Below are 26286 nucleotides of genomic sequence, written 5' to 3'. Positions count from 1 at the left end.
TGTAGTTTCCTTCTTATGAGTGACCGAGCGTCCCCACCTCCCGCTTCCCCCGCCGCCGAGCCCCCTCCCCCGTCCGCGCGGCTCGACGCGGCGCTGCTCCGGCTGGCCGCGATCGTCGTCGTCGGCGCGTTGACCTCGATGCTCGACATGACCATGGTCACCGTCGCGCTGGCCGGTGTCGCCCGTGACCTCGACGCCTCGGTGGCCGTGATCCAGTGGGTCAGCACGGGCTATCTGCTGGCCATCGCCATGGTCATCCCCGTCGCCGGATGGGCCGCCGAGCGCTTCGGCGCCAAGAGCGTCTGGCTGTTCGCGCTCACGGTCTTCACAGCCGGCTCGGCCCTGTGCGGCACCGCGTGGTCGGCGGGCAGTCTGATCGCCTTCCGGGTGCTCCAAGGTGTCGGCGGCGGCATGATCGTGCCGCTGAGCATGGCCATCCTCGCGCAGGCCGCCGGGCCCGAGCGGCGTGGCCGGGTGATGAGCGTCGTGGCGATACCCGCGCAGCTCGCCCCGATCGCCGGTCCGCCGCTGGGCGGACTGCTGGTGGAGGGCCCCGGCTGGCGATGGATCTTCTACGTCAACGTGCCGATCGGCCTGCTGGCCGTCCTGCTGGCCTGGCGAGGCATCCCCCGTGCGCCGCGCGCCGCGGCCGCAGGTCAGCCGCTGGACGTGGTCGGCCTCGCGCTGCTGTCACCGGCCCTCGCCGCTCTCGTCTACGGCCTCTACCGCACCAGCGTGCCCTTCACCGCCGCCGGAGCGGCACTGCTCGCCGTGTTCACGCTGCACGCGCTGCGCACCCGCGACACGCCCGTCGTGGACCCGCGGCTGTTCACCCGGCGGCCCTTCGCCGCCGCGTCCGCGCTGAACTTCCTCTCCCGGATGTCGATCTTCGGTGCCATGATCCTGATGCCGCTCTACTACCAGCAGGTACGCGGCCACAGCGCGCTCAGCGCCGGGCTGCTGCTGGTCCCGCAGAGCCTGGGCACCATGGCGGCCCTGCCGCTGGTGGGCAGGGCGACCGACCGGGCCGGCGCCCGCCCGGTCGTGCTGGCCGGGATCGCCGCCGCCGTGCCCGCCGCCCTGGTCTGCGCTCAGATGGGCCCGGACACCAGCGAGGTGCTGCTGTCCGCCGCGCTGTTCGTGTGGGGCCTGGCCACGGCCGCCGCCACCGTGCCGGTGATGGCGGCCGCGTACCACGGTCTCGAGCCGGCTGCGATCCCGCGCGCCACCAGCGCCATCACCACGGTCCAGACCGTGGGCGCCTCCGTCGGCGCGGCGGTCCTGGGCACGGTCCTTGCGCACCGGACGGCCGATCGGCCGGGTGCCCCGGCCGAGGCCTTCGCGGACACCTTCTGGTGGGTCGTGGTCTTCTGCGCCCTGGCCCTCGTCCCCGCGCTGCTGCTGCCGCGCCCGCACCGCGCCCCGCGCGACAGCTCCCGGAGCTGAAGCGTGGCCCGGTCGCGCTCTTGCGCGGCCCGGCCCGTTCGATAGTGTTGAATGTCCCGGTTTGGGGAGTGGGGCGGGATGGCGTGGCAGGAGGGCGTGTCATGGCGCGTCGCGAGAGATATGAGCTGATCTTCGTGCATCCGGACGCTTCGGCCCAGGCCGCCGAGGACCTGGCCGAGGACATCGTGGTGGTGCACCGCACGGACAGCAGCGGACCGGGAGGACACCCCGTGTACGCGGACGACACCGGCATCGTGCTGGCCGAGATAAGCGACCACGCGGAGGTCCGGATGCTGGCCAGCGGCGGGCATCAGGTGCACTCCTCCGCGGTCCGCGCCCGGCCCGTCGGCTGAGCCTCACGGGTCCACGCACGTCCTCCGGCGCCGGCCTCACCTGCGCCGTACGCCCGCGGGCGAGGTGCCGGCGGGCCTGGCGCCGGGGGATTGTCATACCCAGCCGCTACCTTGCGACCATGGGATTACCGGAGGGTCGACAGGGGGCCTTGCGATGAGTGACATGACGGCGACGGAAGCCGCGGCCGGGATCGAGCCGCAGCTGGAGCGGCACCGGGTGGAGCTGACCGGGTACTGCTACCGGATGCTGGGCTCGGCCTTCGAGGCCGAGGACGCCGTGCAGGAGACCATGGTGCGGGCCTGGCGGGGCTTCGACCGGTTCGAGGGCCGGTCGAAGCTGCGGTCGTGGCTGTACCGCATCGCGACCAATGTGTGCCTGGACATGATGGGCGGCAGCCAGCGCCGCGCCCGGCCCATGGACCTGTCGTCCGTGGCGACGGCCTCCTCGCCGCTGGGCCCGCCCCTGCCGGAGACCGCGTGGATCGGGCCGGCCCCCGACGGCCGGATCGTGACGGAGGACGGCGACCCGGCCGAGCTGGCCGCCCAGCGGGAGTCCGTGCGGCTGGCGTTCGTCGCCGCCCTGCAGCACCTGGCGCCCCGGCAGCGGGCGGTGCTGATCCTGCGGGAGGTGCTGGCCTGGAAGGCCGCCGAGGTCGCCGAGCTGCTGGACACCACGGTCGCGTCGGTCAACAGCGCGCTGCAGCGCGCGCGGGCCACCATCGCGGCGAGCGGGATCAGCGCCACCGACCCCGCCCAGCCGCTGGACGAGGAGCAGCGCGCCCTGCTGGCCCGGTACGTGGACGCCTTCGAGCGCTACGACCTCGACTCCCTCACCTCCCTGCTGCACGAGGACGCCACGCTGTCGATGCCGCCCTACTCGCTGTGGATGCGCGGCCACGCCGACATCCGCGGGTGGCTGCTGGGCAAGGGCATAGGCTGCTGCGGCTCACGGCTGATCCCGACAGTGGCGAACGGCTCGCCCGCCTTCGGCCAGTACCGTCCCGCCTCGGACGGCGGCCACGAGCCATGGGCGCTCCAGGTCGTCGAGGTCTCAGCCGGCCGGATCACCGCGCTCAACTCCTTCCTGGACACCGCCCGCCTCTTCCCGCTCTTCGGCCTGCCCGCCCGCCTCGGCCCCGCCGACGCCGGGTAGGCCCGCCGTCGGCAGCGCGGTGTCGAGACCCGACCGGGCCAGGACGGCCCGCAGCTCGCCGCTTACGCCGCGCAGCAGGATCCCGCTGCCCAGGCGCCGGGCGGCGAGCTGCAGCCGGGCCAGCGCCTCGACCACGGCCAGGTCCGGAGCGCGCACCGCGCCCACGTCCACGACGACCGGACCGGCCCCCGCGCCGTGCGACGCCAGCTCGCGCAGGCGCGCGCACAGCCCGGGCACATCGGCGCGGCCGACCGCGGGGTCCAGGACCAGCACGGCCGGGGCGCCCGCCGCATGGTCACCAGTGCCGCCGGCGGCGTCGGGAGCCGGGCCGCGGGGCGCCGGCGTCTCGTCCTGAGCGCTCAACCTCCACCTCCTCTCGGTGCGTTCACTCTGGAAGACCGGCCGGTGCGGGGAAACTCATCGCCCGGGATGGCAGGATCTGTACATGACGAATGATCGGGCGGCGCGGGCGGGGGCAGCAGTGCCCGGGAGGGCGGCGGCCGGGCCCGCGTCGCGGCGGTTGCGGGCGGGGCGGGAGGACGAGGCCGGGACGCTGAGCGAGCTGGCGCTCAGATCGAAGGGCCACTGGGGGTACGACGAGGCGTTCCTGGCCGCCTGCCGGGAGGAACTGCGGCTGCGCCCGGGCGAGGTGGCGGCCCGTCGGACCACGGTCGCGGAGCAGGACGGGCGGGTCCTGGGGTTCGCCACCCTGGAGGGGGACGGCCCCGAGGGTGAGCTGGGGATGCTGTTCGTGGCCCCGGACGCGATCGGCCGGGGAGTGGGACGTCTGCTCTACCGGCATGTGCTGCGCGAGGCCGGCCGGCTCGGCTTCACGCGGCTGACCATCGAGGCCGACCCCCACGCCGAGTCCTTCTATCTGGCGATGGGCGCACAGCGGGTCGGCGACGCGCCGTCCGGATCGATACCGGGCCGGGCGCTGCCGCTGCTGGCCGCCTGGCCCTGACTGCCGGAGCCCTCCTGGGTGGCGGCGTGGACCGGCGGAGCACCGGCCGTGCACATCGGGAACGTCGGCGACTTCAACGCCCAGTTCGCCGACGGCTCGCCGGCGGTGCGGCGCGCCGGGGGCCATTACGCCTGCCTGGCCGCCTTCTACAGCCCCGACCCGCGGATCCTCGTGCTCCCGCGGCAGGTCGAGGAGTTCTGGGTGCGGGAGCTGTCGCACGTGCTGGAGTGGCAAGACATCGCAGTGTACGGCGGGGTCGCGGGGGAGGACGGCGGGGTGGTGGAGGCGCTCCGGTCCAGGCCGGCGCTGCTGGAGCGGATCCGGCGGTCCGGGCTGCCGGTGATCACCTGGGGCCGCACTCCGGAGTCCGAGCGGCTGCTCGCCGGGACCCGGCCGACGGCCGGGCCCAGGGCCGGGCCCGGGTCCGGGACCGGGACCGATCCCGAGCCGGACGGCCTCGGCCAGGCGCTGAGCGTCACGCGCCGCTATGAGTCCAAGGCGGCCGCCCACCGGCTGTTCCGCACGCTGGCCCCGGCCCACCCCGGCATCATGGTCCCCGCGCAGGAGCGCGTGACGTCGCGCCGCAGGGCCGCCCGCGCGCTGGCCGCGCGCGCCGCCGCCGGGGCCGCGACGGTGGTGAAGGCCGAGTACGGGGTGGGCGGCTACGGCACCACCGTGGTGACGCCCCGCCAGGTCGCCGAGGCCGGTGGCGCCCGGGCCCTCGTCAAACGCTCGGTCCGGGGCGCCGTGCTGATCGAGGAGTACGTCCAAGGCTCCGGCCCCCTCCGGAACCTGACCTTCGATGCGGTCGTCGACGACGGGGGCGCCGTCCACCCCGTCGGCGTGGGCGTGATGGACATCGACGGGACGAGCTACCAGGGGGTCACGGTCGGCCCGGGGGCTGTCCCCGACGCGCCCGCCGGGGTCGCCGAGCGGTTCACCGCGGCCGTGGGCCGGGCCCTGGCCGCCGAGGGCTACCGGGGCTGGTACGACGTCGACTTCGTCATGGACCGGGCGGGCCGGCTCGCCCCCGTCGAGATCAACCTCCGGCTCACCGGCCCGGCCGTGGCGTTCATGGTCCAGGCCAGGCTGGCCCGGCTCCAGGGCGGCCGGCCCCTCGTACGGACCCTGGACCGGCTGCCGCTGGGCGCCCGGCTCCCGGCCGCGGCGCTGGCCGACCACCTCGGCGAGGTGTCCCGCCGGTGCCGCTCGCTCGGGGTGACGCTGCTGCCGACGGTGGTGACCGCGGCCTTCGAGCCGCATCCCTATGTGGGGGTGGCGCTCGCGGCCCGCGCGCCTGGGGCCCTCGACGCGGCGGAGGCGGTGGTGCGCTCGGCCAACGACGCCCTGGGCCGGATGTTCATGGACGCCGGCGTCAGCTCCGGTCCGTCTTTCGGGGCCGCGCCGCGACGAACGCGACGACCACGGCGGCGGCGATCATGAGCGTGATGTTGAAGGCGTAGACGAGGGCTGCCTGCCGCGCCCAGTCCGTTTTGGCCGCGAGCCGGTAGTAGTTGTCCTGCGGCCACCACGCGATCAGCAGCCAGGCCACCGCAAGGTGCGCGGCGCTCGTCAGGGCGGGGGACCGCCCCTGGCGAGCCAGCAACGGCCGCCCGCAGAACAGGAATCCCATCCCCAGTCCGAAGGCCAGCGACTCACAGAGGTACAGCCCGGTGAACAGCGCCGCCCAGGGGTGGGGAACCAGCGACAGATCGGTCGAGTACGGCCAGAAGGCGTCGGTGAGAAACCAGGACAGGAAGGAGAACAACACCGTGAGCGCCGCGATGGAGCCCCATATTCCGGGCCCCTCGCCCCCGTCGTGGTCTCCCGGGAGCGTCCCCTTCCCGCCTGCCGTGCGCCGTCCGGCCTCGTGGCGCGCCGGGAGCGGAAGGCTGGTCCGGTCGAGCTTGCCGGCCCGGGTGCGCGGCAGTGAGGTCACCCGGACCACCGTGCGCGGGGCCCGGGTGGACGGCAGCCGGGTGGCCAGAAACAGCCTGAGCTCGCTCGGGTTGACCTCGCCGCCGTCCACGGGGGTGACATAGGCGGTCAGAATCTTGTGGCCCTCGGCGTTCTCGACGCCGGTGACCAGGCACTCCCCGACCGAGGGATGCCCGCGCAGCACCGCCTCGGCATCGGCGTGCGAGGCCACCCGGCCGAGGTGTTCGAGCCCCCCGTCGTCACGCACCCGGCCGAGGTCGCCGGTGCGCAGGAACCGACGGGAGGTGAAGGCCGGGCCATGGAGATAGCCGCGGCCCACGACCGGCCCCTTGATGCCCAGTTCGCCCCGCGCGCCCCAGGCGGCGGGCGCCCCGCCCCGGCCGAGCACCGCGACGGCCGCGCCGGGGAACGCCGTGCCGATCGGCGAGACGCGCTCGGGGTGCTCGGTGACCGCGGGCCGGTCGGGCAGTTCGAAGTAGACGCCCGATCCGGCGGCCTCGGTCACGCCGAAAACGTTCAGGATCCGCACATGCGGCCCCACGGTCCGGCGCAGGGCCTGCTGTTCGTCCAGGTACCAGCTGTCTCCCGAGACGGCGATCAGCCGGACGGCCGCGAGGTCCGCGCCCTGCGACCGCAGATGCCGGTGCAGGCCGTGGACGGTGGGGACGTCGCACGCCACGACGGTGACCGACCGGTCGACGATCAGCCGGTGCAGTGGGGCGGCGTCGCCCGCCCGGTCCACGTCCTCGTCCCGGCCCGCCAGCACCAGCGTGCCGCCCGAGCACAGCGCGCGGACCCAGTCAGCCGTGAAGCCGGCGAACTCCGAAGGGGTCGTCTGAAGATGGCGGTCGTCGGGGGAGAGGCGATACACCACCCGCCACCCCTCGTAGGCGCTCACCAGAGTGCGGTGTTCGATCAGAACGCCCCGGGGCATCCGCCCGGCCGTGCCGGAGGTGTACAGCACACACGCCAGGTCCGAGGCGCCGACACCGGTGTCGAGCGGTTCCCCGGACCGGGCGGCGATGGCCTCGGCCTGGGTGTCAAGGCAGATCACCGGGCGGCCCGAGCGGACCGTGTCGGACACCATGACCCGCAGCGACTCCCAGGTGACCGCGGCGAAGAGCCCCGGGTCCGCGAGGACGTGCCGCAGCACCGACGGCGGCGCGCCCGGCTCCACGGGCACATACGCTCCGCCCGCCTTGAGTACCCCGAGCATCGCGGTCAGGACCTCGGCGTCGCGGCCCAGGCACACCGCCACCGGCCCGCCGCGGGGCAGGCCCGCCTCCCGCAGATGGCGGGCCAACCGGTTGGCCCGCTCGTCCAGTTCACGGTACGTCAGCTCTCGTGGGCCCGATATCACGGCGACCGCGTCGGGTGTGCGGCGCGCGTGGTCCTCGTACAGCTGGTGGACGCACCGCCGCGTGCGGGAGGCGGAATCCTCGGATGTGGGCGGCTCCTGCGGCATGACGTGTCCCCCGGCGGTCGTCGGATCGGCCCTGCGCCTGATCTGTGATCATGCCCAGAGCCGTGCTTCCGCACAATGGCACGCCGCACCTCGGCGAGTAACTGGGCCGCCGTGACCATGCCTTCGTCGGCCGACCTGGGGGCCGGTGCCGGGCCCCGGGTGGCGGCGCCGGAGCCCGTGATGACGGAGATCATGTCAACAGTGGGGGCGTGGATCGCCGTTCGCGCGTGAGGGGGCGGGTCGGCCAGACCCCCGGCGCCTGCCGCCGCATCACCGGCCGGGGTGCGCCCGGGACGCCGCCCCGGGCGCACCCCGGCCGGCGTCAGACGGCGACGGCCCGCAGCAGCGGGAGCAGTCGGGCCACCTCGCGCGCCACCGCGTCGCGGGCCTTCGCGACATAGCGGCGCGGGTCGACGGCCTCGGGGTGGGCCGCGAGGTGGTCGCGGATCGCCCGTGTGTAGGCGACGTTGAGATGGGTGGCGATGTTCACCTTCGTCAGGCCCGCCTCGACCGCGCGGGTCAGGTCCGCCTCGGGCACCCCGGAGGAGCCGTGCAGCACCAGCGGTACGGGCACGGCCGCGCGCAGGGCCGCCACCAGCCCGAGGTCCACCACCGCCTCCTTGACGACCATCGCGTGGGAGGTGCCGACCGCGACCGCGAGGGCGTCCACGCCGGTCGCCGCGACATAGGCGGCGGCCTCGGCCGGATCCGTACGGGCCCCCGGCGCGTGAACCCCGTCCTTCCCGCCCACCTCTCTCCCGTCCTTCCCGCCCACCTCTCCCCCGTCCTTCCCGCCCACCTCTCTCCCGTCCTTCCCGCCCACCTCTCCCAGCTCTGCCTCCACCCACACCCCGCTCGCGTGACAGTCGGCGGCGACCTCGGCGGTGGCCGCCACATTGGCCTCGTAGTCCAGCGCGGAGGCGTCGAACATCACCGATCCGAACCCGAGCCCGACCGCCTCCCGTACCAGGTCCGGGTCGGTCGCGTGGTCCAGATGTACGGCGACCGGCACCCGGGCCGCGCCCGCGACCTCCACGGCCGCGCGCCCGATGGCGGCCAACGCGCCGTGGTACCGGACGGCGTTCTCGCTGATCTGCAGGATGACCGGCGCCCCGGCCGCCTCCGCCCCGGCCACGATCGCCTGGGCGTGCTCGATCTGGATGACGTTGAATGCCCCCGCGCCGAGCCCGGCCCGTACGGCCGGCCCGACGATCTCGCCGGTCGCCACCAGCGGCATGGTCCGGCTCCTTCCGCTGCTCGTTGGTCTGTTGTCCCGGTGTCTTGTCGCCCTGAGTGTCTTGTGTCGCGCTGCGGCCCGGCAGCGAGGCCGGGCCGCGTGGTCACCCGAGGATCACCGAGCGGGTCAGATGCCGGGGCCGGTCCGGATCGAGGCCGCGCGCCTCGGCGATCGCGACGGCGAGCCTCTGCACCGCCACCAGCTCGGCCACCGGGTCCCGCCCGTCCCCGACCAGCCGGCCTCCGGCGGCCGCGATCTCCTCCTCCAGACCGGAGGCACCCTCGCCGAGCCACCACACCACGCTCTTGGGGCCGGTGACGCTGATCGGGCCGTGCCGGAACTCCATCACCGGATAGGCCTCGGTCCACGCCCCCGCCGCCTCGCGCATCTTGAGCGCCGCCTCCTGCGCCAGCCCGTACGTCCAGCCCCGCCCGAGGAAGGTGAACTGCTCGGCGTCCAGCAGACCCTCGGCCACCGGCGCGGCGAGCGCGGCGCGCCCGTCGGAATCCAGACCGTCCAGCGACGCGCCCAGGTGGGCCCGCAGCAGGACGAGTTCGGTGGTCGCGAAGCGGGTCTGTACGACGGACTCCTCGTCCGCGAAGTCGAGCAGGACCACCGAGTCCGCCACCTCGGTGACGGGGGAGCCGGGCACGGCGGTGACGACCGTGGTCGGCGCGGTGCCGCGCAAGCGGCCGAGGAGTGCGAGCACTTCGGTCGTGGTGCCGGACCGGCACAGCGCGAGCACCCGGTCGTAGCGGCGGCCCGGTGGCATCTCCGAGGCGGCGAACGCGTCCGTCTCCCCCTGGCCGGCCGCTTCACGCAGCGCCGCGTACGACTGGGCGATGAACCACGACGTGCCGCACCCGACCACGGCGACCCGCTCGCCCGCCCGCGGCAGCGCCTCCCGCACCGCTCCGCCCGGTTCCCGGACCAGACCCGCGGCGCGGCGCCAGCAGTCCGGCTGACTGGCGATCTCGGCCTCGGTGTAGCTCATACGGCTCCCCTTGTCATGCGTGAATGAGCAGGCGGCGTGATGTGAGTTGCATCGTACGGGCCGATAATGCTCATGATTTTGCAGAGAAGTCCAGCGTCCCCTGTCAGCCGAGATAGGGTGAGCCGTGCGGGAGACGACGGGGGCGAGGGAGACGGCGTGAAACGGCCCGAACGCTGGAACGCCCTGCTGGAGCTGTTGGCCCGGGACGGCAAGGTCGACCTCGAACAGGCTGCGGTCGAGCTGACGGTGTCCACCGCCACGATCCGCCGCGACCTCGACGAACTCGCCCGGCAGCAGATGCTCACCCGCACGCGCGGCGGCGCGGTGGCGCACAACGTGTCCTACGACCTCCCGCTGCGCTACAAGACCGCCCGGCGCGCGACCGAGAAGCAGCGGATCGGCGTCGCCGTCGCCCGGATGGTCGACCCCGGCGCGATCGTCGGCCTCAACGGCGGGACCACGACGACCGAGGCGGCCCGCGCCATCGCCACTCGAGCGGACCTGGCCGCCCCTGACGGCGCCCCCGCGATCACCATCGTGACGAACGCGCTGAACATCGCCGGTGAACTGGCGGTGCGCCCACAGATCAAGATAGTGCTCACCGGCGGGGTCGCCCGCCCCCAGTCCTTCGAGCTGATGGGCCCGTTGGCCACCGGGGTGCTCGAAAAGGTCTCCCTCGATGTGGCGGTCATCGGCGTGGACGCACTGGATCTCACCCAGGGCGCCACCGCCCACCACGAGGGCGAGGCGAGCATCAACCATCTGATGGCCCGCCGCGCGGAGCGGGTGGTCGTGGTGGCCGACAGCACCAAGCTGGGCCACCGGGCGTTCGCCCGCATCTGCGCGATCGACGAGATTGATGTGTTGGTCACCGACACCGGTGCCCCCGACGAACTCGTCGCCCGCTTCACCGAGGCCGGCATCCGGGTCGTCCAAGCCTCGGCAGAGTGATCAGGGCCCCAGCAGGCTCCGCAGGGGGCGCTCCGGGGTTTTCGCGACCTCTTTGAGGAGCCGGGTGAAGCCCGTACTCCACTCCTCGACAGTGGCCTGTGTGAACAGGTCTGTGGAGTACTCGAACGTGACGGCGATGGCTTCCTCCTGGGGCTGCAGGACGACGTACAGCTCATTGCGCGCCACACCCGACATGGGCAGTGCGCGCACCGAGGCCGATACCGACCGCAGGTCCAGAGCGGGCGGTGGCGTGGTGACGACGGTGAACAGCACGGCGGGGAACAGGGTGTCGCTGGTCCCGGGCGATACCAGCTCGACTACGTCGGCCAGCGGCAGTTCCTGCTGGTCGAGCGCGGTGAACAGCGCCCCGCCGAGTTGTGTCACGAGGTCGGCGAAGGTTTGGGCCTCGCCGATCCGGGCGCGCAGCAGGACGGCGTCGCCCAACAGCCCGACCACCTCGGATCGCTCGGGTCGCAGGCGGTTCGCGCTGGACGCGGCCAGCACCACGTCGGCGGGCCTGCCACACAGCCCGGCCAGCCAGGTGGCAAACGCCGCTGCCAGCACGGCGTACGGGGTCGTGCCCAGGTGCGTCGCGGTGTCCTCGATCCGGCGGGGTGTCCCGCCGTCGATGACAGCGGTGTGCAGGGCGCCCCGGCCGGACAACGTCTCGGGCCGCGGCCGGTCGTAGGGCAGGGCCGCGCGCAGTGGCGCGCCGTCGAGTTCCGTGCGCCAGAACCGTTCGAGTTCCGCCCTGCGCTCGTCGCCCAGCTCGTGCTCCGCTCGCGCGACATCCGCGAACTGTGTCGTGAGCTCGGGAAGTCGGGCTTCCACGCCGGCCCGCCGCGCGTTGTACAGCTCCCGCAGGTCACGCCGGATGAGCCCCATGGACCAGCCGTCGCAGATCGCATGGTGGAACACGGTCACCAGCACCCAGCGGTCCGCCCCGAGACGCGCCAGACGAAAACGGAACAGCGGTGCCCGATCCATCGCGAACGCGCGGGACGCCTCTTCCCGGCACCACCGCTCGACGGAGGCGGTGTCCTTGTCGTGTGCGGAGAGGTCGGTGACCGACAGGTCCACGGGCACATCGACCAGCACCTCGACGATGTACTCTCCGCCGTCGCGCCGCACCGCCCGGCCGCGCAGCGCGTGATGGCGCCGCACCAGGTCTTCCAGGGCTCGGGCGAGGGTCCCGGGATTCAGGTCGCCCCGCAGGTCGATGCGGTGGGCGACGTTGTAGACGCTCGGGTCGGCGCGCTCATGGTGGCGCAGCCAGAGGCGGCGCATGGTGGAGGGCATCGCCACGGTGTCCACCACCTCGTGTGCGGGGGCGGGCTCGTGGCGGGCCACGACGCCCCGGATGGTCGGATCGAGGAAGAAGTCGGCCATGGCGAGGTCGATGTCCAGGCGGTCCCGCATCCGGTTCAGCAGTCTGATCGCGCTCAGGGAGTGGCCGCCGAGCCGGAAGAAGGAAGTCGTGGGCGGTATCCGCCGCACACCGAGTTCCTCGCACCACAGGTCGTGCAGGGCCTTCTCCAGGGGGGTGACGGGCCCGGCATCGGCCTCCCGGGCCCCGCCGTCGGCGTCGGCGGCGGGCTCGGGCAGGGCATCGCGGTTCAGCTTGCCGGAGGCGTTCACGGGGAGCCGCTCCAGCCACACCCAGTGGCGCGGCACCAGATGGTCGGGGAGTTCGGCGAAGAGCGCGGTGCGCAGCCGCTCGGCGTCGGCCGCCGAGGCCGCCGAGGACTCCGAGGACGCGGGCACCACATAGGCGACCAGCTCTGTGTCGCCATGCCGGTCACGGTGGGGTACGACGGCCGCATCCCGTACGTCGGGGAGTGCGGTCAACGCCGCCTGGATCTCGCCGGGTTCGACCCGGTATCCACGGATCTTGACCTGGTCATCGGCCCGGCCACAGTATTGAAGCGTGCCGTCGGGACGCCAGCGCCCAAGGTCTCCCGTCCGGTACAGCACCCCGCCCGCGCCGTCGTCGAGGAAGGCGGCGGAGGTCTCCTCGGGCCGGGCCAGGTAGCCGTGCGCGACCGGGATGCCGCCCACGCACAGCTCGCCGACGGCGCCCACGGGCACCTTGCGCCCGGTGTCGTCCAGGACCGAGATCCGTGCCCCGGGCACCGGCGTGCCGATCGGCGGCCACTCCTCGCCGCCCGGGTCCACGAGGTGCGAGGTGACGATGATCGAGGCCTCCGTGGGCCCGTACTGGTTGTACAAAGCACACCGCGGGTGCGCGGCGAGGAAGCGGCGGAAGGCGCTGGTGAGCTGTAGTGCCTCGCCGGCCGAGACCAGCTCCCGCAGGGACGGCAGTCGCGGCCCGGTCCCGATCAGATACTTCAGTGGCGTGCAGGGCATGAACATCCGTTGCACCTCGTGGCGCCGCACCAGTTCGGCCAAGGCCGCGGGATCGTGTCGTACCTCGTCGCCGATCAGGACGAGGGCGGCTCCGGAGGCCAGCGTGGTGAAGATCTCCTGCACGCTGACGTCGAACGCGGGCGAGGTCCACTGCAGGGTGCGCAGCGCCGGATGGCGCCGAAGGTGTCCGCGGACGAGGTTGGCCGGGCCGCGGTGGGGGACGACGACGCCCTTGGGGCGGCCGGTCGAGCCTGAGGTGTAGATGCAGTAGGCGGGGTCCTCGGGCCGGGCCCCGTCCTGGAGCGGCTCGGCCGGGAGCGTGTCGGCAACCTCCTCGGCCAGCTGTATGGGCAGGCGTGCCGCGAGGTCCGGGTGGAGTGCCAGGGCGGCGTCAAAAGTCAGCAGCAGGACGGGTGTGCCGTCGTCGAGGAGCCGGGTCAGCCGCGGGGTGGGTACGGAGGGATCGAGGGGCACATACGCGGCGCCGCTCTTGAGTACGCCCAGCAGGGCCGTGATCAGCTGCGGGCCGCGTGGCAGAAGCACCGCCACGCGCTCCCCCCGCACCGCGCCGCGGGCGCGCAGCTGCCGGGCGAGCCGGTTGGCGCGCGAATCCAGCTCCCGGTAGGTGACGTGCCGTTCGCCGCTGATCAGCGCGACGGCATCCGGGGTCCGGCGCGCCTGCTGCTCGAACAAGGCGTGCAGGGTGTCCTCGGTGTCAGACAGCGGCTCGTCCTGGTGTCCCAGCCGGGTCAGGGTGGTGCGGTCGGCGCCGGTGACCGCGGTCAGTTCGCCGAGCGGCGCACCGGGGGCGTCGAGGGCGCGGCGCAGCGTGTGCTCCACGTAGTCCACGAATCTGCGTACGGTGCTCTCGTCGAACAGAGCCGTGTCGTACTCGACCATGAACCGCACACCGCCGCGGTGATGCGTCAGATAGACGCTGAGGTCGAACGGAGCGCGGGCGCTCGGCATGTCCAGGAGCGTGGACGTCAGCCGGGGCGGATCGAATTCCACCTCGCCCTCGTTCTCGTACTCCACCATCACCTGGAAGAGCGGATTGCGGCTCGGGTCGCGGTGCGGATTCAACGCACCGACCAGCTCGTCGAAGGGGACGCCGCGGTGTTCGTACGCCGCGGTGCTCCTCTGCCGTACCCGGTGCAGCAGTGTCGGGAAGTCCGGGTCGCCGGTGAGATCCAGTCGCAGGGCGACGGTGTCGAGGAAGAGACCGACATGGTGCTCCGCGCCGGTCGGCCTGGCGGCCACCGCTGTGCCGAGGACCACGTCGTGTTGCCCGCTGAACCGGCCGAGTACCGCGCCGATCGCACTGAGGAGTGTCATGAAAAGGGTGGCGCGATGTGTGGCGGCGAACGTCCGTAAGCCGTCGACGAGTTGGGCGCCCAGCTCATGGGCGAGGCTCGCTCCCGCTCCCGATCTCACCGGAGGGCGGGGGCGGTCGGTGGGGAGGGAGAGCTGCGGGACGCCGCTCAGCTCCCGCTGCCAGAACGCGAGGGATGCGGTGAGCTCGGCGGGGTCCGGTTGGCCGGACGGGGGCGCCTCGGTGAGGTGCGGCAGTGCGGACTCGCCGTTCGGCCAGGAGCGGTAGCAGGCGGCGAGATCGCGGACCAGGACCACCGTGGAGGAGGAGTCGAAGACAATGTGATGGGCCAGCAGGAACAGGACATGCCGCTCTTCCGACAGGCGCAGCAGCCGGGCAGAGACCAGCGGGCCGGTGTCCAGGGCGAGGATCCGGCGCCCCTCCGTCTCCAGCACGGCGCGCAGCGCCTCTTCCTCCGTCGCTCCGCGGTGGTCGTCGACCGGACACTCGAGCCGTATCCGGTCGCGTATCTCCCGGTACGGCACTCCGTCGGTGACCTTGAACACCGTGCGCAGTGCGTGATGCCGCTCCGCGGCCCGCTGCAACGCCCACCGCAGGGCCGGGACGTTCAGCGGACCGTCCAGGCGGATCGCTTTGGGCTCGTGGTACATGCTGGTGCCGGGGTGCAGCTGCTCCAGGAACCAGATGCGGCGCTGCGCCGGCGACAGCGGCATCCGCTTCGGCGCGAGGGCGGCCCGCTCCCGCGCCCTGGGCTGCTCCCGGTGGCGCACCCGGTCGAGCACGGGCAGCGCCGCCAGCACCTGCTGGGCCGGGACGCCGAAATCGATGAAACAGGAGATCTCGTCCACTCCGGCGTCCACCAGTCGGCGCACCGTCCCGGCGGCGCTGTGCTCATCGCCGATCAGGGCGCGGGAGTCGCAGTAGCGCTCATAGGCGCGCCCCAGCAGGAACTCCACGTCCTCCTCGGCGGCGCTGTCCAGGTCGACCTCGAAGCCGAGGCTGTTGGTGACCTGGTCGAAGAGGGACAGCGAGGAGCGCAGGTAGGAGACGAAGGGGCGGTACGCCTCGGCCCGTGCTCGCTCCGCATCGTCGCCGAGGTAGGTGTGTACGAGCACCACGACCCGGCCCGCCGCCGGATCGAGGCCGTGCTCGGCGCGAGTGCGCCGGTACAGGGCGATGTTCTCGGCCAGTTGCTCGACGGTCTGCGTCATCAGGTTGGTGACCACGCCCAGATCCTCCGCGGCCGCCCGGCGGTAGCTGTCCGGATTGCCCACCACTGCCACGTACAGGGGAAGCCGCTCCTGTACGGGGCGCGGGTGCAGCCGTACCTCGACCGGCTCGCCGTCTCCCGCGGTCATCGCGAGTGGCCGCCCCGACCACAGCTGCCGCAGGGTCGCCAGCTGCTCGTACATCACTTCGCGGTGTCGGCCGAAGTGCTGCGGGGCGAGCGCGAAGTCGGTGGCGTGCCAGCCACTCGCCACGCACAGACCCGCCCTGCCACCGGAAATGTTGTCGACGACCGACCATTCCTCGGCGACCCGGACCGGGTGGTGCAGCGGCAGCACCACCGAACCGGCCTGCAGACGGACGCGGCTCGTCCTGGCCGCGAGCGCGGCAGCGAGTACGGAGGGATTGGGGAAGAGCGCGCCGAAGGAGTTGAAGTGGCGCTCCGGGAACCACAGGGCGTGGAAGCCGTGCCGGTCGGCGAACTCCGCCGCCTCCATGATCAGCGCGTACTTGTCGCGGTCGGCGTCATCGGGATAGTCGCCGAAGAAATACAGGCTGAAGTCGCATCCCGGGGGAGACGCGGTGGTGGTGGGCGCCGCTGGTACGGGGCGGGGAGCCGCGGGGGATTCGGGTGGCCTCGGGATCGAGGTCACCCCAGCCGTGCGCGGAGGGGGCACAGGGGCCGTGGCGGCCCCGGACGGCTCGGTCGTGGACGCGAGCCCCGTCTGCCCGGCCGGAGCCCCGGCCAGTTGCGCCAGACGTTCGGCCAGCCTGCGCGGTGTGTCGGCCGAGTCGAACAACTCTCGAACCGGAACCCGCGTCCCGCACCGCTGCTCCAGCTCCGCCGTCAGGCCCATCAGGGAGAGCGAGTCAGCGCCGAACTCGAAGAAGGAGCTGTCGGGCGTGATGTCCGCCACGTCCATGCCGAGTTTGCTCGCGGTCAGCTCCCTGACCACCTCGAGCAGTTCACCCGGCACGACAGATGCCTTCGCGGCGGAGCGCGGCGGGAGTGTCCGGGCGACCGACGCTGCCACCGGCCGTCGCCGCAGCGGATGCCCCGGCAGCGACACCCGGCCCCCGCCGGGGGTGAGCGCGCGCCAGTCCAGCTCGGCTCCCCTGCGGTAGAGCGAGCCGAGCGCGGTGAGCAGCCCGTGCATCTGTACCGCCGCCCCGTCGCCGTCACCCTGCCCGCCCGTCCAGCGGCTCGCGGGTGCGCAGTGCCGGCCGAGGCCGGTGAGGGTGTTCCCGGCCCCGATCTCCACGAAGTCCTCGCACCCCTGTCCGACGGCCTTGGCCATGGCCAGGTCGAAGCGGACCGGCTGCCGGGCTTGACGGCAGAGGTAGTCCGCGTCGACGGTCCAGCCCGCGCGGCGCACCTCTCCGTCGGCGGTGGTCACCAGCGGGGTGTGCAGCGGACGGTACGCCGCCTTGTCGGCATGGGGCCGGAATTCACGCAGGGCCGGTTCCATCGCGGCCGAGTGGTACGCCCGGTCGACGGGGAGCGCCCGCCAGCGCAGCCCCTCCTGGTCGAGCAGGTGCGCCACCTCGTCCAGAGCATGCCGCGAACCGGAGATCACCTGAGCACGCGGGCCGTTGACCGCGGCCACTTCGGCACCGGCGGCCCCGGCGATGCGCCGCGCCGTCCCCGCGTCGGCGCGGACCGCGAGCATGCCGCCCGCCGGGCAGGCGCTGTGCATCAGGCGCCCGCGCCACGCGGTGAGCCGCAGCCCATCCTCCAGCGTCAGCGCGCCGGCCGTGTACAGCGCCGCGTACTCGCCGATGCTGTGGCCCAGCAGCAGCGCGGGCCGTACGCCGGCGGCGCGCCACACCTCGCCGAGCGCCGACTGGTGGGCGAACAGCGCGGCCTGGGCCGTCTCGGTGGGCCAGACCTCGCGCTCGGCTGACGGCTCTGCCAGGAGGAGTGGCAGCAGGGTGCCGCCGAACTCATGGGCGTAGACCTCCTCGCACCGGTCGAGTACGCGCCGGGCGGCGGGATACGCGGCGTGGAGCCCGCTCGCCACACCGCGGCGTGCGCTGCCCTGTCCTGGGAAGGCAAACGCAAGGAGCCCAAGAGGGCCGACCGGCGACGCCCGCTGCTCCTCCAGCGCGCGGGCGAGCTCGTCGGCCGTCCGGCCGACGGCCGCGGTCCGTACGGCGCGGTGAGGCCGGCCGAGAGCCATGGTGGCCGCCACGTTGGTGGCCGCGAGCTCCGGCTGCTGCCGCAAGCGGTCGCGCAGCCGGCCGGTGAGTTGCTCCAGGGCCTGTGCGTCGCGGGCCGACACCGGCACGAGTACGGGCAGCTCGGGCGCGACCGTCGACGTGGCGGACGGTGTGGGAGGCTCCTCCAGCACTACATGGGCGTTGGTGCCGCCGACACCGAGGGCGCTGACTCCGGCCCGGCGCGGCACACCGCGCGGTGGCGACCACGGCTTCAGCTCAGTGACCAGCGTCAAGGGACCGTCGACCAGGGGGAGTTCGGGATTGGGGCGGGTCAGATGCGGCGTGGCCACCAGCGTGCGGTGCCGCAGCATCAGGACCGTCTTGATCAGCCCTGCCATCCCGGCGCAGCTGTCGAGGTGCCCGATGTTCGGCTTCACCGAGCCGACCGCGCAGAATCCCACGCGTTCGGTGCCCTCGCCGAGGGCCCGGGCGAGCGCCTCCATTTCCACCGGATCGCCGAGCCGGGTGCCCGTCCCGTGCGCCTCCACGTACGAGATCGAGTCCGCCGGGACCGCCGCCCTGCGCAACGCCTGGCGTACCACCTCGACCTGCCCCGCCACGCCGGGTGCGCTGAAGCCGACCTTGTCAGCCCCGTCGTTGTTGACCGCGGAGCCCAGGATCACCGCGTGCACGGTGTCGCCGTCGGCCAGCGCACGGTCGAGCCGCTTGAGCAGGATCGCCGCCACGCCGTTGCCGCCGACCGTGCCGTCGGCCTCCGCGTCGAAGGCCCGGCAGCGACCGGTGGGCGACAGGATCGACCCGGGGTGGCTGCGGTAACCGGTCTCCTGAGGAAAGTGCACCGCCGCGGCGCCCGCCAGCGCCAGGTCCGCGTCCCCGCTCAGCACTGCCTGGACCGCGAGGTGCACGGCGACCAGCGAGGTGGAACAGGCTGTCTGCACACCGATGGCAGGCCCGGTGAGCCCAAGCCGGTAGGCGACACGAGAGGCGAGGAAGTCCGACTGCTGCCCGATGGCGGTCTGCAGGCCGGCGGCCGGATCCATGACGTCGTAGGGCGATCCGGACGCCGACGGCTGCTGGTGGTCGTAGAGGTTCATCCCCGCACCCGCGAACACCCCGATCCGGGTGCCCGGCTCGGCCGCCGCGTAGCCGCCGTCCTCCAGCGCCTGGTGGCAGCACTCCAGGAACAGCCGGTGCGCGGGGTGCGTGAACTCGGCTTCTTTGGGGCTCATTCCGAAGAAGTCCGCGTCGAACTCCTCGACCGCGTCGAGGATTCCGGCGACGGGCACGAGGCCGGGAGCGCTCAGCGACTCGGGGGGCAGGCCCGCCGCGGCAAGATCTTCCACGCCGAAGGTCCGGACGCTGTCCACGCCGTCGCGGAGGTTGGCCCAGAACTGCTCCGGCGTCTGTGCGCCCGGGAAGCGAAGGGACAATCCGACGACCGCGATGCGCCGATCGGTGGTGTCCTCGGTGACGGAGGCGGTGTGCGTGGATTCGGCCCGCTTTCCGGTGGCGCCGGACAGATGGGCGGCGAGCGCGGCGGCGGTGGGGTACTCGAAGAAGGCGGTCTGGGCGATCCGTGTCCCCAGCCGCTCCTCCAGCCGGGCCCGCAGGCGTACCAGAAGCACCGAGGTCAGACCGAGTTCGTAAAACGGCAGGTCCGCGTCCACCGGTCGGCCCAGCACCGCGCCGGTCGCCTCCCGCACCGTCCGCGTGAGCGCGTCGCGATCCGTCTCGGTGTGCGGATCCGTGGCCGTGCCTGCGGTGAATCCGCTGCCCGTCAGCCGGTCCCGGAGCTCGGCGCGGCGCACCTTCCCCGCGGGCGTCCTCGGGAACTCGTCCGGCGGGACGGGCAGGACCTGGGCCGCGGTGAGCCGGAGCCGCGTGAACAGCGCCGCCTTCACCTCGGCCGCGATCCGTATGTCATCGGCGGCGCCGCGGCTCACGAAGAACACGGCCAGTTCCTCCGTGCCCCGTTCCGGGTGCGGGATGCCACAGGCGGCCACCTCGCCCTGCCGGACGCCGGCGACGGCGGTGGCAGCTTCCTCGACCTCGTGGCAGTAGACGTTGTGTCCGTTGAGGATGATCAGGTCCTTGCGCCGGCCGGTGATGACGACCTGGCCCGCGTCGAGGAAGGCGAGATCTCCGGTGTCCAGCCAGCCCCGTCCGGCGGGGTAGGCGGCCGCGTCCGCCTCAGGGTTCTTCACATAGCCGGGCGTGAGGCGAGCGGGCGAGCGCACCTGGAGGCGGCCGATTGTGCCCTCGGGCGCGAGCTCACCATGATCGTCGACGATGCGCAGGCCGACTCCGTGCGCCGGTGTTCCGGCCGCGACGAAAGTGGCACAGTCCTCCTCGGGTGTTTCTTCGTCGGCCCGTAACAGGTGCTCGCCAAGGCTGCTCTTGAGCAGGCGGTGTACGGCGCCGGGCCGGTCGAGCCGGCCGTAGGTGACGGCTGTGACCGTCTCGGCCATTCCCCACGCCGGGACGATGTGACCCTCCCGGATGCCGTACGGGGCCGTGGCGTCGAGGAAGCGGGTCAGGACCGGCAGCGCGATCCGCTCGCCCCCACAGAGCAGGGACTTGACGCAGTCGAGGTCCCAGCTCCCCTTTGGCTGCTCGGCGAGTGCGTCCGCGACGAGTTGGTAGGCGAAGGTCGGTGCCCAGCTGTGCTGCGCCCGGTGCTCATCGAGGAGGTCGAGCCAGCGCCGGGGCTCGGCGAGGACCAGCTCGGTCGGCGCGTGGACGTTGGTGCAACCGGCGAAGACCGCAAGCATGTGGTATAGCAGGAACGCGCCGCTGTGGTCGACCGGCAGCCAGTTCACCGTGGTGTCATCCGGACCGACGTCCAGAATCCGCCGGGCGCTGGCGGCGAAGTCCGCCAGACCACCATGGGTCAACTGTGCCGCCTTGGGCACGCCGGTGCTGCCGGAGGACAGCATCAGCAGGGCGACATCGTCCGCGGCCGGCTCGATGTGGTCACCCGCGGGCGACGCGTGCAGGCAGTCCCGCGCGACCACGACCCGCAGCTCGGGGGCGGACTGTGCGAGTTCCGCCGCGCCGGCCGGGTCGCTGAGCACCAGCGGCCCGTCCAGCAACTCGCAGGCGCTCAGGAGGCGTTCGAGGGCTGGTGAGGCCGGGACGGGGTGCTCCGCGATGCTGACGGGGCGGGCGGCGCCGAGCACACAGGCCCAGAAGGCGGGGAAGAACTCGGCCAGCGGCAGGCCGCACAGCACCACCGCGTCGCCGGGGCGCAGCCCGCGCTCTCGCAGTCCGGTGAGCAACCGCCGGGCGCGAAGCAGCAGTTCGGGGTACGGCACAGTGGCCGTCGAACCGTCCGCGGCAACGGTGACGACGGCCCCGCCGGGGGCGGAGTCAGCGGCCATCAGCAGCGCCTGCACGGCGTCGCGCGGATCGTCCTCGGTGCGGTCCGGCTCAGGCCCCTGACAGAAAGATTGCCCCCGTACGGGTTCCATGCGTTTCCTCTCCTTCTTCTTCCTGTTGTCCGGTGGTCAACGACTGCGCCGGGCCGCGCCGCGGCGGCCGACGGTGAACAACAGCAGGATCAGTGCCCCGCACACCGCCGCGCCGTGGAAGGCGCCCACGACGGCCGGGGCAGGCAGCGCCTGGAGAGCCGGCGCGGCGGCCACCGTCCCCAGCGCGAACCCGGACTGCTCCGCCGTCGCCGACAGCCCGAACAGCCGGCCGCGCTGTCGGTCGGGGACGGCCTGGAGACGGGAGGTATAGACGATCTCCGTCCAGCCATCCGCGAACCCCGCCGACACGGCGGCCCCCACCAGTGCCACAGTGGGCAGTCCAAGGAACGCCGCCACGAACGAGAGCGACATCGCGCAGGTGCCGAGCGCGAACGCACGCTCGTCCCACGCCGCTTCGCTCTGCCTGCGTCTCAGCACCAGATGAGCGAGAGCGGTGCCCACGGCCCACGCGGCCCAGAACTGCGTCATGAACAGCGCGGGTTCGTCCGGGGCGGCGGAGCGCGCGACCACCGGCAGGGCGACGTTGTGTGAGGAGGACGCCAGGGCGTCGACGCCTCTGAGCAGGATCATGCCGAGAACGAGCGAGGGCACGCCTGCCGCCCCGCGCCACAAGCGCAGACCGCGGCCTGCGCGGACCGGAGCTTCGACGCCCCCGCGGGAAGCCGGGGCCGCCGGTTCGCCCTTCCTCTCGGCTACGTCCTCCGCCTCGTCGTCCGTACGCGGCCGCAGCACCAGCAAGGCCGCGGCGGACCACAGGAAACTCACGGCATTCACCGCGAACGCGGCGGCGTAGCCGCCGAATCCGATGACCGGCGCGGCCGAGGCGAAGCCCAGCACCGTGGCCAGGGATCTCGCCGTGACCAGCAGGCCGTTCGCCCGGGCCCGGGCCCCCTGGCCGACCATGACCGGAACCGCACTGCGCAGGGCGACGGTGAAGAGCGTGTTCCCCGCGCCGAGGACCACGACCGCAACGGCGAGCAGCCACAGCGGGGTGGTCGGAGCGGTGAACACCAGTGCGGTCATGGCGGCGCCCTGGGCGACATCCGTCCAGATCATCACCGTCCGGCGGGTGACTTGGCCCGAGAGCGCCCCGGCGGTGAGCCCCGCCAGAAAGCCGGAGAACAGCCGTAACGCCATCGCCGCGCCGACACCGAGCGCGGTGCCGGTCACCTCGTAGGCGAACAGACTCAGCGCGATCAGGTTCAGGTAGTTGCCATAGCCGGACACCGCATACGCCGACACGAGAATGCGGAAACGTCGGTCCATACTCGCTCTTCGGCTCAGGCAGTGACCGGCTCACGCTTGGAGTTGCGGGCGAGGGCCAGCCACACGCAGACGATCAGCGGCAGGACCAGCGCTGCGAGGTTCGTCCCCGTCCAGCCCAGTTGGGAGAAGACCAGGTTGGCCGAAAACGACGCCACGGCGCCCACGCACGCGGTGCTGCCCTCGATCGTGGCCTGGACACGCCCGCCCTTCCCCCGCGGGTAGCAACGGACCGCGTAGGCGCTGCCGGAGACGTAGGCCAGATTCCAGCCCACGCCCACGAGACCCAACGACAACATGAACGCGGTCATCCCCGTGCCCATCGAACCGACGCGGGCCCCCGTGACCAGAAGAAACGCCCCCAGCATTCCGGTCCAACGAGGTCCCCACGCTGTGGTCAGCCTGCCGCTGAACAGAGCCGGGGCGAACATTCCCACCATGTGCCACTGGATGACCATCGCCCCCTGGGACAAGGAGTGCCCGGCGTGCTTGCTCCCGATCGGGCCGACGGCCATCAGCATGGTCATCACGCCCGTGGACACTGCCAGCAGGCAGAAGGCCCTGCGGAAGTCACTGGTGTGCACGACGTCGCGCACACGCGTGGCTTGGGCCGCTTCCTCCTCCACACCGGGACTCGCTTCCCTCGGACGGGGCGAGGCGTCCCGCACGGAGAGGATGACAGGCACGACGGCGAACGCCAGGCACGACACCAACAGGTAGGAGCCGGCGAACTCGGCGCCCATGAGGCCACTGCTCTCCGTCGCGGCCAAGGGACCGACAATCGCCGCCGCCACACCACCACAGAGAACCGTGCTCAGCGCCCTGGCCCGGGATGCCTCGGGTACCAGGTCCGCCGCCAGGAACCGGAAGTAGCCGCCCGTCGACCGGTACACGCCGACCATGCTGGTTCCCACGCACAAGGTGAGGAACGAATCCGTCTGAACGGCGAGCACCGAGACCAGACCACCGGCCACCGCGATGCAGGCGCCCACTGCCAGAACCGCTCGATGGCCGTATCGCGCGGACAGCATTCCGGTCGCGTACGAAGCGATGGTTCCGGTAACCGTCATCAGGGTGAGTGGCACCGTCGCCAGGGCAGTCGCCGGCGCCATCTCGAGGCCGACGACGGCCGTCAGCGTCAGATCGACGCTGACTCCCGCGTAGTAAAGGAATTGACAGATGGTGAGAAGGTAGACCGGTCTGCCCAGCCGGCGCGTCTCCCTGGTGGCTGGACGGGGCGCTTCTGCCACGGCCTTTCCTGTACTCGTCTCGCTGTCCACTGATTCAGTTCTCTCTGTCACGCGGCCGTATGCGGGATACAGCCGCCATCGCGGGCACGTCTGGCGCGGGGGTTACTCAACTAGACCGCTGAAAAGAGGGAAAAGAGTCACGCTCGGTCCGGCGAGAGAACCACGATGGCCATTTGGCGCCCTGTCAGATTTAAGTTCTTGGCCAGGGAATTCAGCACGTCCGCATAGATTCCGCCGTTGAGTGCATCGGGTGCCCCCGCGCCCCGTTCCGGCAGGTAGGCGAATACCACATCCGGCACTTCCTCGCGAGAGCTGCCGCCCGGGGAGTTTTTCTGCCGAGAGTCGGAGGCGGTCGACCTGAATCGGTTGCCACGGGCCGAAGTCAGCAGCGACTCAAATTTTTCACGGTCGTCGGCGGGTAGATCCAGAGCCTTTACCAGAAGGCGCAGAGTTTCCTTGCGCGGCCTGGCCACTTTCCCGCGTTCGAGATCTCGAATGGCGCGTACGCTGAGCGTTGAGAAGTCTGCCAGCTCCTGCTGTGTCATTCCGCATGATATTCGATACTCCCGAAGAATCTCCCCGAATTGGGAAGATTTCTCAGATATGCTCACGACATCCCTTTCCATGGACATTGCCCGCACCGAGGGGCTAGTGCATTGGATCGACGCAGGCAATACGGAAGTAAGTTTCAGCATTGCGGTGCGTCCGGGGCGCGTGAAACATTACATGCCCGGTTAATCCTGCCTTGGGGTGTGGTTTTGTGGCCACCCGTCCCAATGTGCTGTCCCCCGTCCAGATTCGAAACGCCCCTCGCGGGTCGCTCTCAGTTGCTCTGCATTGAGCCACCGACGGTCACACTCTGGTCATGGTTCACTATTATTGAACGTCGTCCCGAAAGCTAAAGTGCGGCCCGCGGGGGTGTCAAGGGCTTTGGCGGCCTACACCCCGCGCTCTGCAGGAACGTGTCGCCCTGGTTGCGGTTTCATCGAAAGCCTGGTTCCGGCAATCGGCGGGCCCGGCGCGCTGGGGGCTGCGTCGACCGTCAGATCTGTGCGGGGGCAAGCTCCCGCAGCGTGGGTGTTTCCATCTGTTGTGCCCGCAAAGCCCGCCGCATCAAGGCGAACTCGACGACCTGCTCGGCCACCAGCTCAAGGCGTTCGGCTATCTGCGGATCGTTCACCCGGCCGTCGACATCGAACGACGTGGTCTCCGTATTGATCGTGACCCCGAGCGGAGTGGGCCACCCACGGAGCGCATGAACAGTCGCCCGTAGCGCGGCGACCGCCGACGCCGACGCCTGCCATCCTCCGGCGACTGATATGCAGCCCACGGCCCGTCCCGAGAAGTACGGCCGCCGGTCCGTGCGTAGTTCCTCCATGTAGTCGAGTGCGTTCTTCACCATTCCCGAGATCGAGCCGTGGTAGGCGGGCGTGGCGAGAATCAGCCCATCTGCCGACGCGACCGCGTCGACGAGCGCTTTCGCCTGTTCGGACCGCTCTGCCGCCGCGTACTCGTACAACGGCATCACCAGGTCAGGCCCACTGATCAGCTTCACTCGCGCGCCTCGGCGGACAGCCGCGGCGAGAACGATGCGCAAGGCCTTCTCCGCAGTCGAGCCCGCCCTGTTGGACCCGCCGATTCCTACTACCTGAAGCGCTTCCGGCACGATGCCCTCACTCTCTTTGTCTGTCACAAGTCCCCTGACATCCGCCGTTGAGCGGCCCGTTCAGGCCGACACCGTTGTTCGAAGCCGTGCGGCCAGTACCGGACCGATGACCGCGAGCGCGTCGGGCCCGGTCATGGCACCGTGAGCGACGGGTACGTCGGTGACGTCGATGGCCCCGGCTACATATGGGCGCCACGCATCCGGAGTCGGCCATCCGTCCCCTCTGTCCACCGCGGCGGAGAAGAAGAGCAGACCACCGCGGAAGACGCGGCCGCTGATCGCCCCGGACAGGGCGACATGAGTGGAGAACACGTACGGGAGCCGCGCGAGGGCCCGCGTCGGGAGAAGCGAAAGCGGGCTGCCTGGCTCAGCGGCGAGACTGAGGAACCGCTCCGTGTCGATGTCGGGCGAACGGCCATCACCTGCTGCCTCGGTGCCCTCGCCGGCGGCGCCTCTCGACGCCGGCAGCATGCCCACCGAGTCCAGCAGAGCCCCGAGACCGGATGTCTCGTCCGTCATCTCCGATGTGACCGGATAACCATCGAGAATGGCGACAAGCCCGACCTCATCACCTTCCGACTGCAGCCGTGCGGCGATCTCCTGCGCCACACCGCCTCCGAAGGACCAGCCGACGAGGTGGTACGGACCGGTGGAGCGCACCTTCCTTATCTGCCTGATGTACGCCTCGGCGATCTCCACGAGACTGCCGGGACGCACAGTCGGGTCGGAGAGCATCGGCGACTGGACGACGTAGAGCGGAGTGTCGGCGTCCAAATACCTCAGCAGACCCGAGTAGACCCACCCGATGCCGACCGCGGGGTGGATACAGAACACCGCAGGTCCGTTACCGTCGGCGCGTAGAGGCAGCATCACCGCCAGCGGATCGGCTGCCTCGATGGCGTTTGCGTCATCCGTCCCGGAATCGATCAGCGCGGCCAGCCCGGCAACCGTCGGTGTGTTGAACAGTGCGCGGATGCCGAGTTCGACTGCTTGTCCGGCCCGGATGC

16 protein-coding genes are annotated in these 26286 nt (G+C 71.9%); 6 read left to right on the top strand and 10 right to left on the bottom strand.

Annotated elements, in window-relative coordinates; translation table 11 throughout:
• Nucleotides 1-15 precede the first annotated feature (15 nt).
• The 3 genes from PV419_RS20510 to PV419_RS20500 all read left to right on the top strand — a co-directional run bounded on the left by PV419_RS20510 (nt 16) and on the right by PV419_RS20500 (nt 2952).
• Entirely contained in the window at nt 16-1446 is a 1431-nt protein-coding gene (locus PV419_RS20510; protein WP_319690980.1) for an MDR family MFS transporter, read from the top strand.
• A gap of 101 nt (nt 1447-1547) precedes the next feature.
• On the top strand, nt 1548-1799 hold the full coding sequence (locus PV419_RS20505; protein ID WP_319690978.1) for a DUF6296 family protein: 252 nt from the start codon (nt 1548-1550) through the stop codon (nt 1797-1799).
• Between the two features lie 154 nt (nt 1800-1953).
• Nucleotides 1954-2952, top strand: coding sequence for a sigma-70 family RNA polymerase sigma factor (locus PV419_RS20500; RefSeq protein WP_319690976.1), 999 nt, complete (start codon nt 1954-1956; stop codon nt 2950-2952).
• On the opposite strand, the gene PV419_RS20495 is transcribed toward PV419_RS20500, so the two are convergent.
• Nucleotides 2851-3315 (bottom strand): STAS domain-containing protein, encoded by a 465-nt coding sequence (locus PV419_RS20495; RefSeq protein WP_319690975.1) that lies wholly within the window; start codon nt 3313-3315, stop codon nt 2851-2853. The genes PV419_RS20500 and PV419_RS20495 overlap by 102 nt on opposite strands.
• 82 nt (nt 3316-3397) lie before the next feature.
• On the opposite strand from PV419_RS20495, the gene PV419_RS20490 reads away from it, so the two are divergent.
• Both PV419_RS20490 and PV419_RS20485 read left to right on the top strand, forming a co-directional pair.
• Entirely contained in the window at nt 3398-3916 is a 519-nt protein-coding gene (locus tag PV419_RS20490; protein ID WP_319690974.1) for a GNAT family N-acetyltransferase, read from the top strand.
• A gap of 48 nt (nt 3917-3964) precedes the next feature.
• Nucleotides 3965-5359: a hypothetical protein gene (locus PV419_RS20485; protein WP_319690972.1), complete on the top strand. Its 1395-nt coding sequence runs from the start codon at nt 3965-3967 to the stop codon at nt 5357-5359.
• Here the strand turns inward: PV419_RS20485 and PV419_RS20480 are convergent.
• The 3 genes from PV419_RS20480 to PV419_RS20470 form a co-directional block, all read right to left on the bottom strand.
• Entirely contained in the window at nt 5292-7319 is a 2028-nt protein-coding gene (locus PV419_RS20480; RefSeq protein WP_319690971.1) for an AMP-binding protein, read from the bottom strand. The genes PV419_RS20485 and PV419_RS20480 overlap by 68 nt on opposite strands.
• A gap of 322 nt (nt 7320-7641) precedes the next feature.
• Nucleotides 7642-8556, bottom strand: coding sequence for a class II fructose-bisphosphate aldolase (locus PV419_RS20475; protein WP_319690969.1), 915 nt, complete (start codon nt 8554-8556; stop codon nt 7642-7644).
• A gap of 103 nt (nt 8557-8659) precedes the next feature.
• A complete protein-coding gene (locus tag PV419_RS20470; RefSeq protein ID WP_319690968.1) occupies nt 8660-9550 on the bottom strand; it encodes a sugar isomerase in 891 nt (296 codons plus the stop codon).
• Nucleotides 9551-9706: 156 nt separating this feature from the next.
• Here PV419_RS20470 and PV419_RS20465 point away from each other — a divergent pair, with 156 nt between their 5' ends.
• The gene (locus tag PV419_RS20465; protein ID WP_319690967.1) at nt 9707-10501 is read left to right on the top strand and encodes a DeoR/GlpR family DNA-binding transcription regulator; all 795 of its coding nucleotides are present in this window, start codon (nt 9707-9709) and stop codon (nt 10499-10501) included.
• Here PV419_RS20465 and PV419_RS20460 read toward each other — a convergent pair whose 3' ends face one another.
• The 6 genes from PV419_RS20460 to PV419_RS20435 all read right to left on the bottom strand — a co-directional run.
• On the bottom strand, nt 10502-21079 hold the full coding sequence (locus PV419_RS20460; protein WP_319690965.1) for a non-ribosomal peptide synthetase/type I polyketide synthase: 10578 nt from the start codon (nt 21077-21079) through the stop codon (nt 10502-10504).
• A 36-nt stretch (nt 21080-21115) separates the two neighbouring features.
• Nucleotides 21116-22366, bottom strand: coding sequence for an MFS transporter (locus PV419_RS20455; protein ID WP_319690963.1), 1251 nt, complete (start codon nt 22364-22366; stop codon nt 21116-21118).
• 14 nt (nt 22367-22380) lie between these two features.
• The gene (locus PV419_RS20450) at nt 22381-23613 is read right to left on the bottom strand and encodes an MFS transporter (RefSeq protein ID WP_319690962.1); all 1233 of its coding nucleotides are present in this window, start codon (nt 23611-23613) and stop codon (nt 22381-22383) included.
• 137 nt (nt 23614-23750) lie between these two features.
• Complete coding sequence (locus tag PV419_RS20445) at nt 23751-24158, bottom strand: helix-turn-helix transcriptional regulator (RefSeq protein WP_415925345.1); 408 nt, start codon at nt 24156-24158, stop codon at nt 23751-23753.
• A gap of 497 nt (nt 24159-24655) precedes the next feature.
• Complete coding sequence (locus PV419_RS20440) at nt 24656-25306, bottom strand: NADPH-dependent FMN reductase (protein WP_319690960.1); 651 nt, start codon at nt 25304-25306, stop codon at nt 24656-24658.
• A gap of 33 nt (nt 25307-25339) precedes the next feature.
• The coding region (locus PV419_RS20435) for a thioesterase domain-containing protein (protein ID WP_319690958.1) at nt 25340-26286 on the bottom strand (947 nt) is incomplete at its 5' end.

This window comes from Streptomyces sp. ME19-01-6, from assembly GCF_033793745.1.
Classification (GTDB): Bacteria; Actinomycetota; Actinomycetes; order Streptomycetales; family Streptomycetaceae; genus Streptomyces.
Note: the sequence above shows the minus strand (reverse complement) of the source record. Positions and strands in the feature narration are given on the sequence as shown.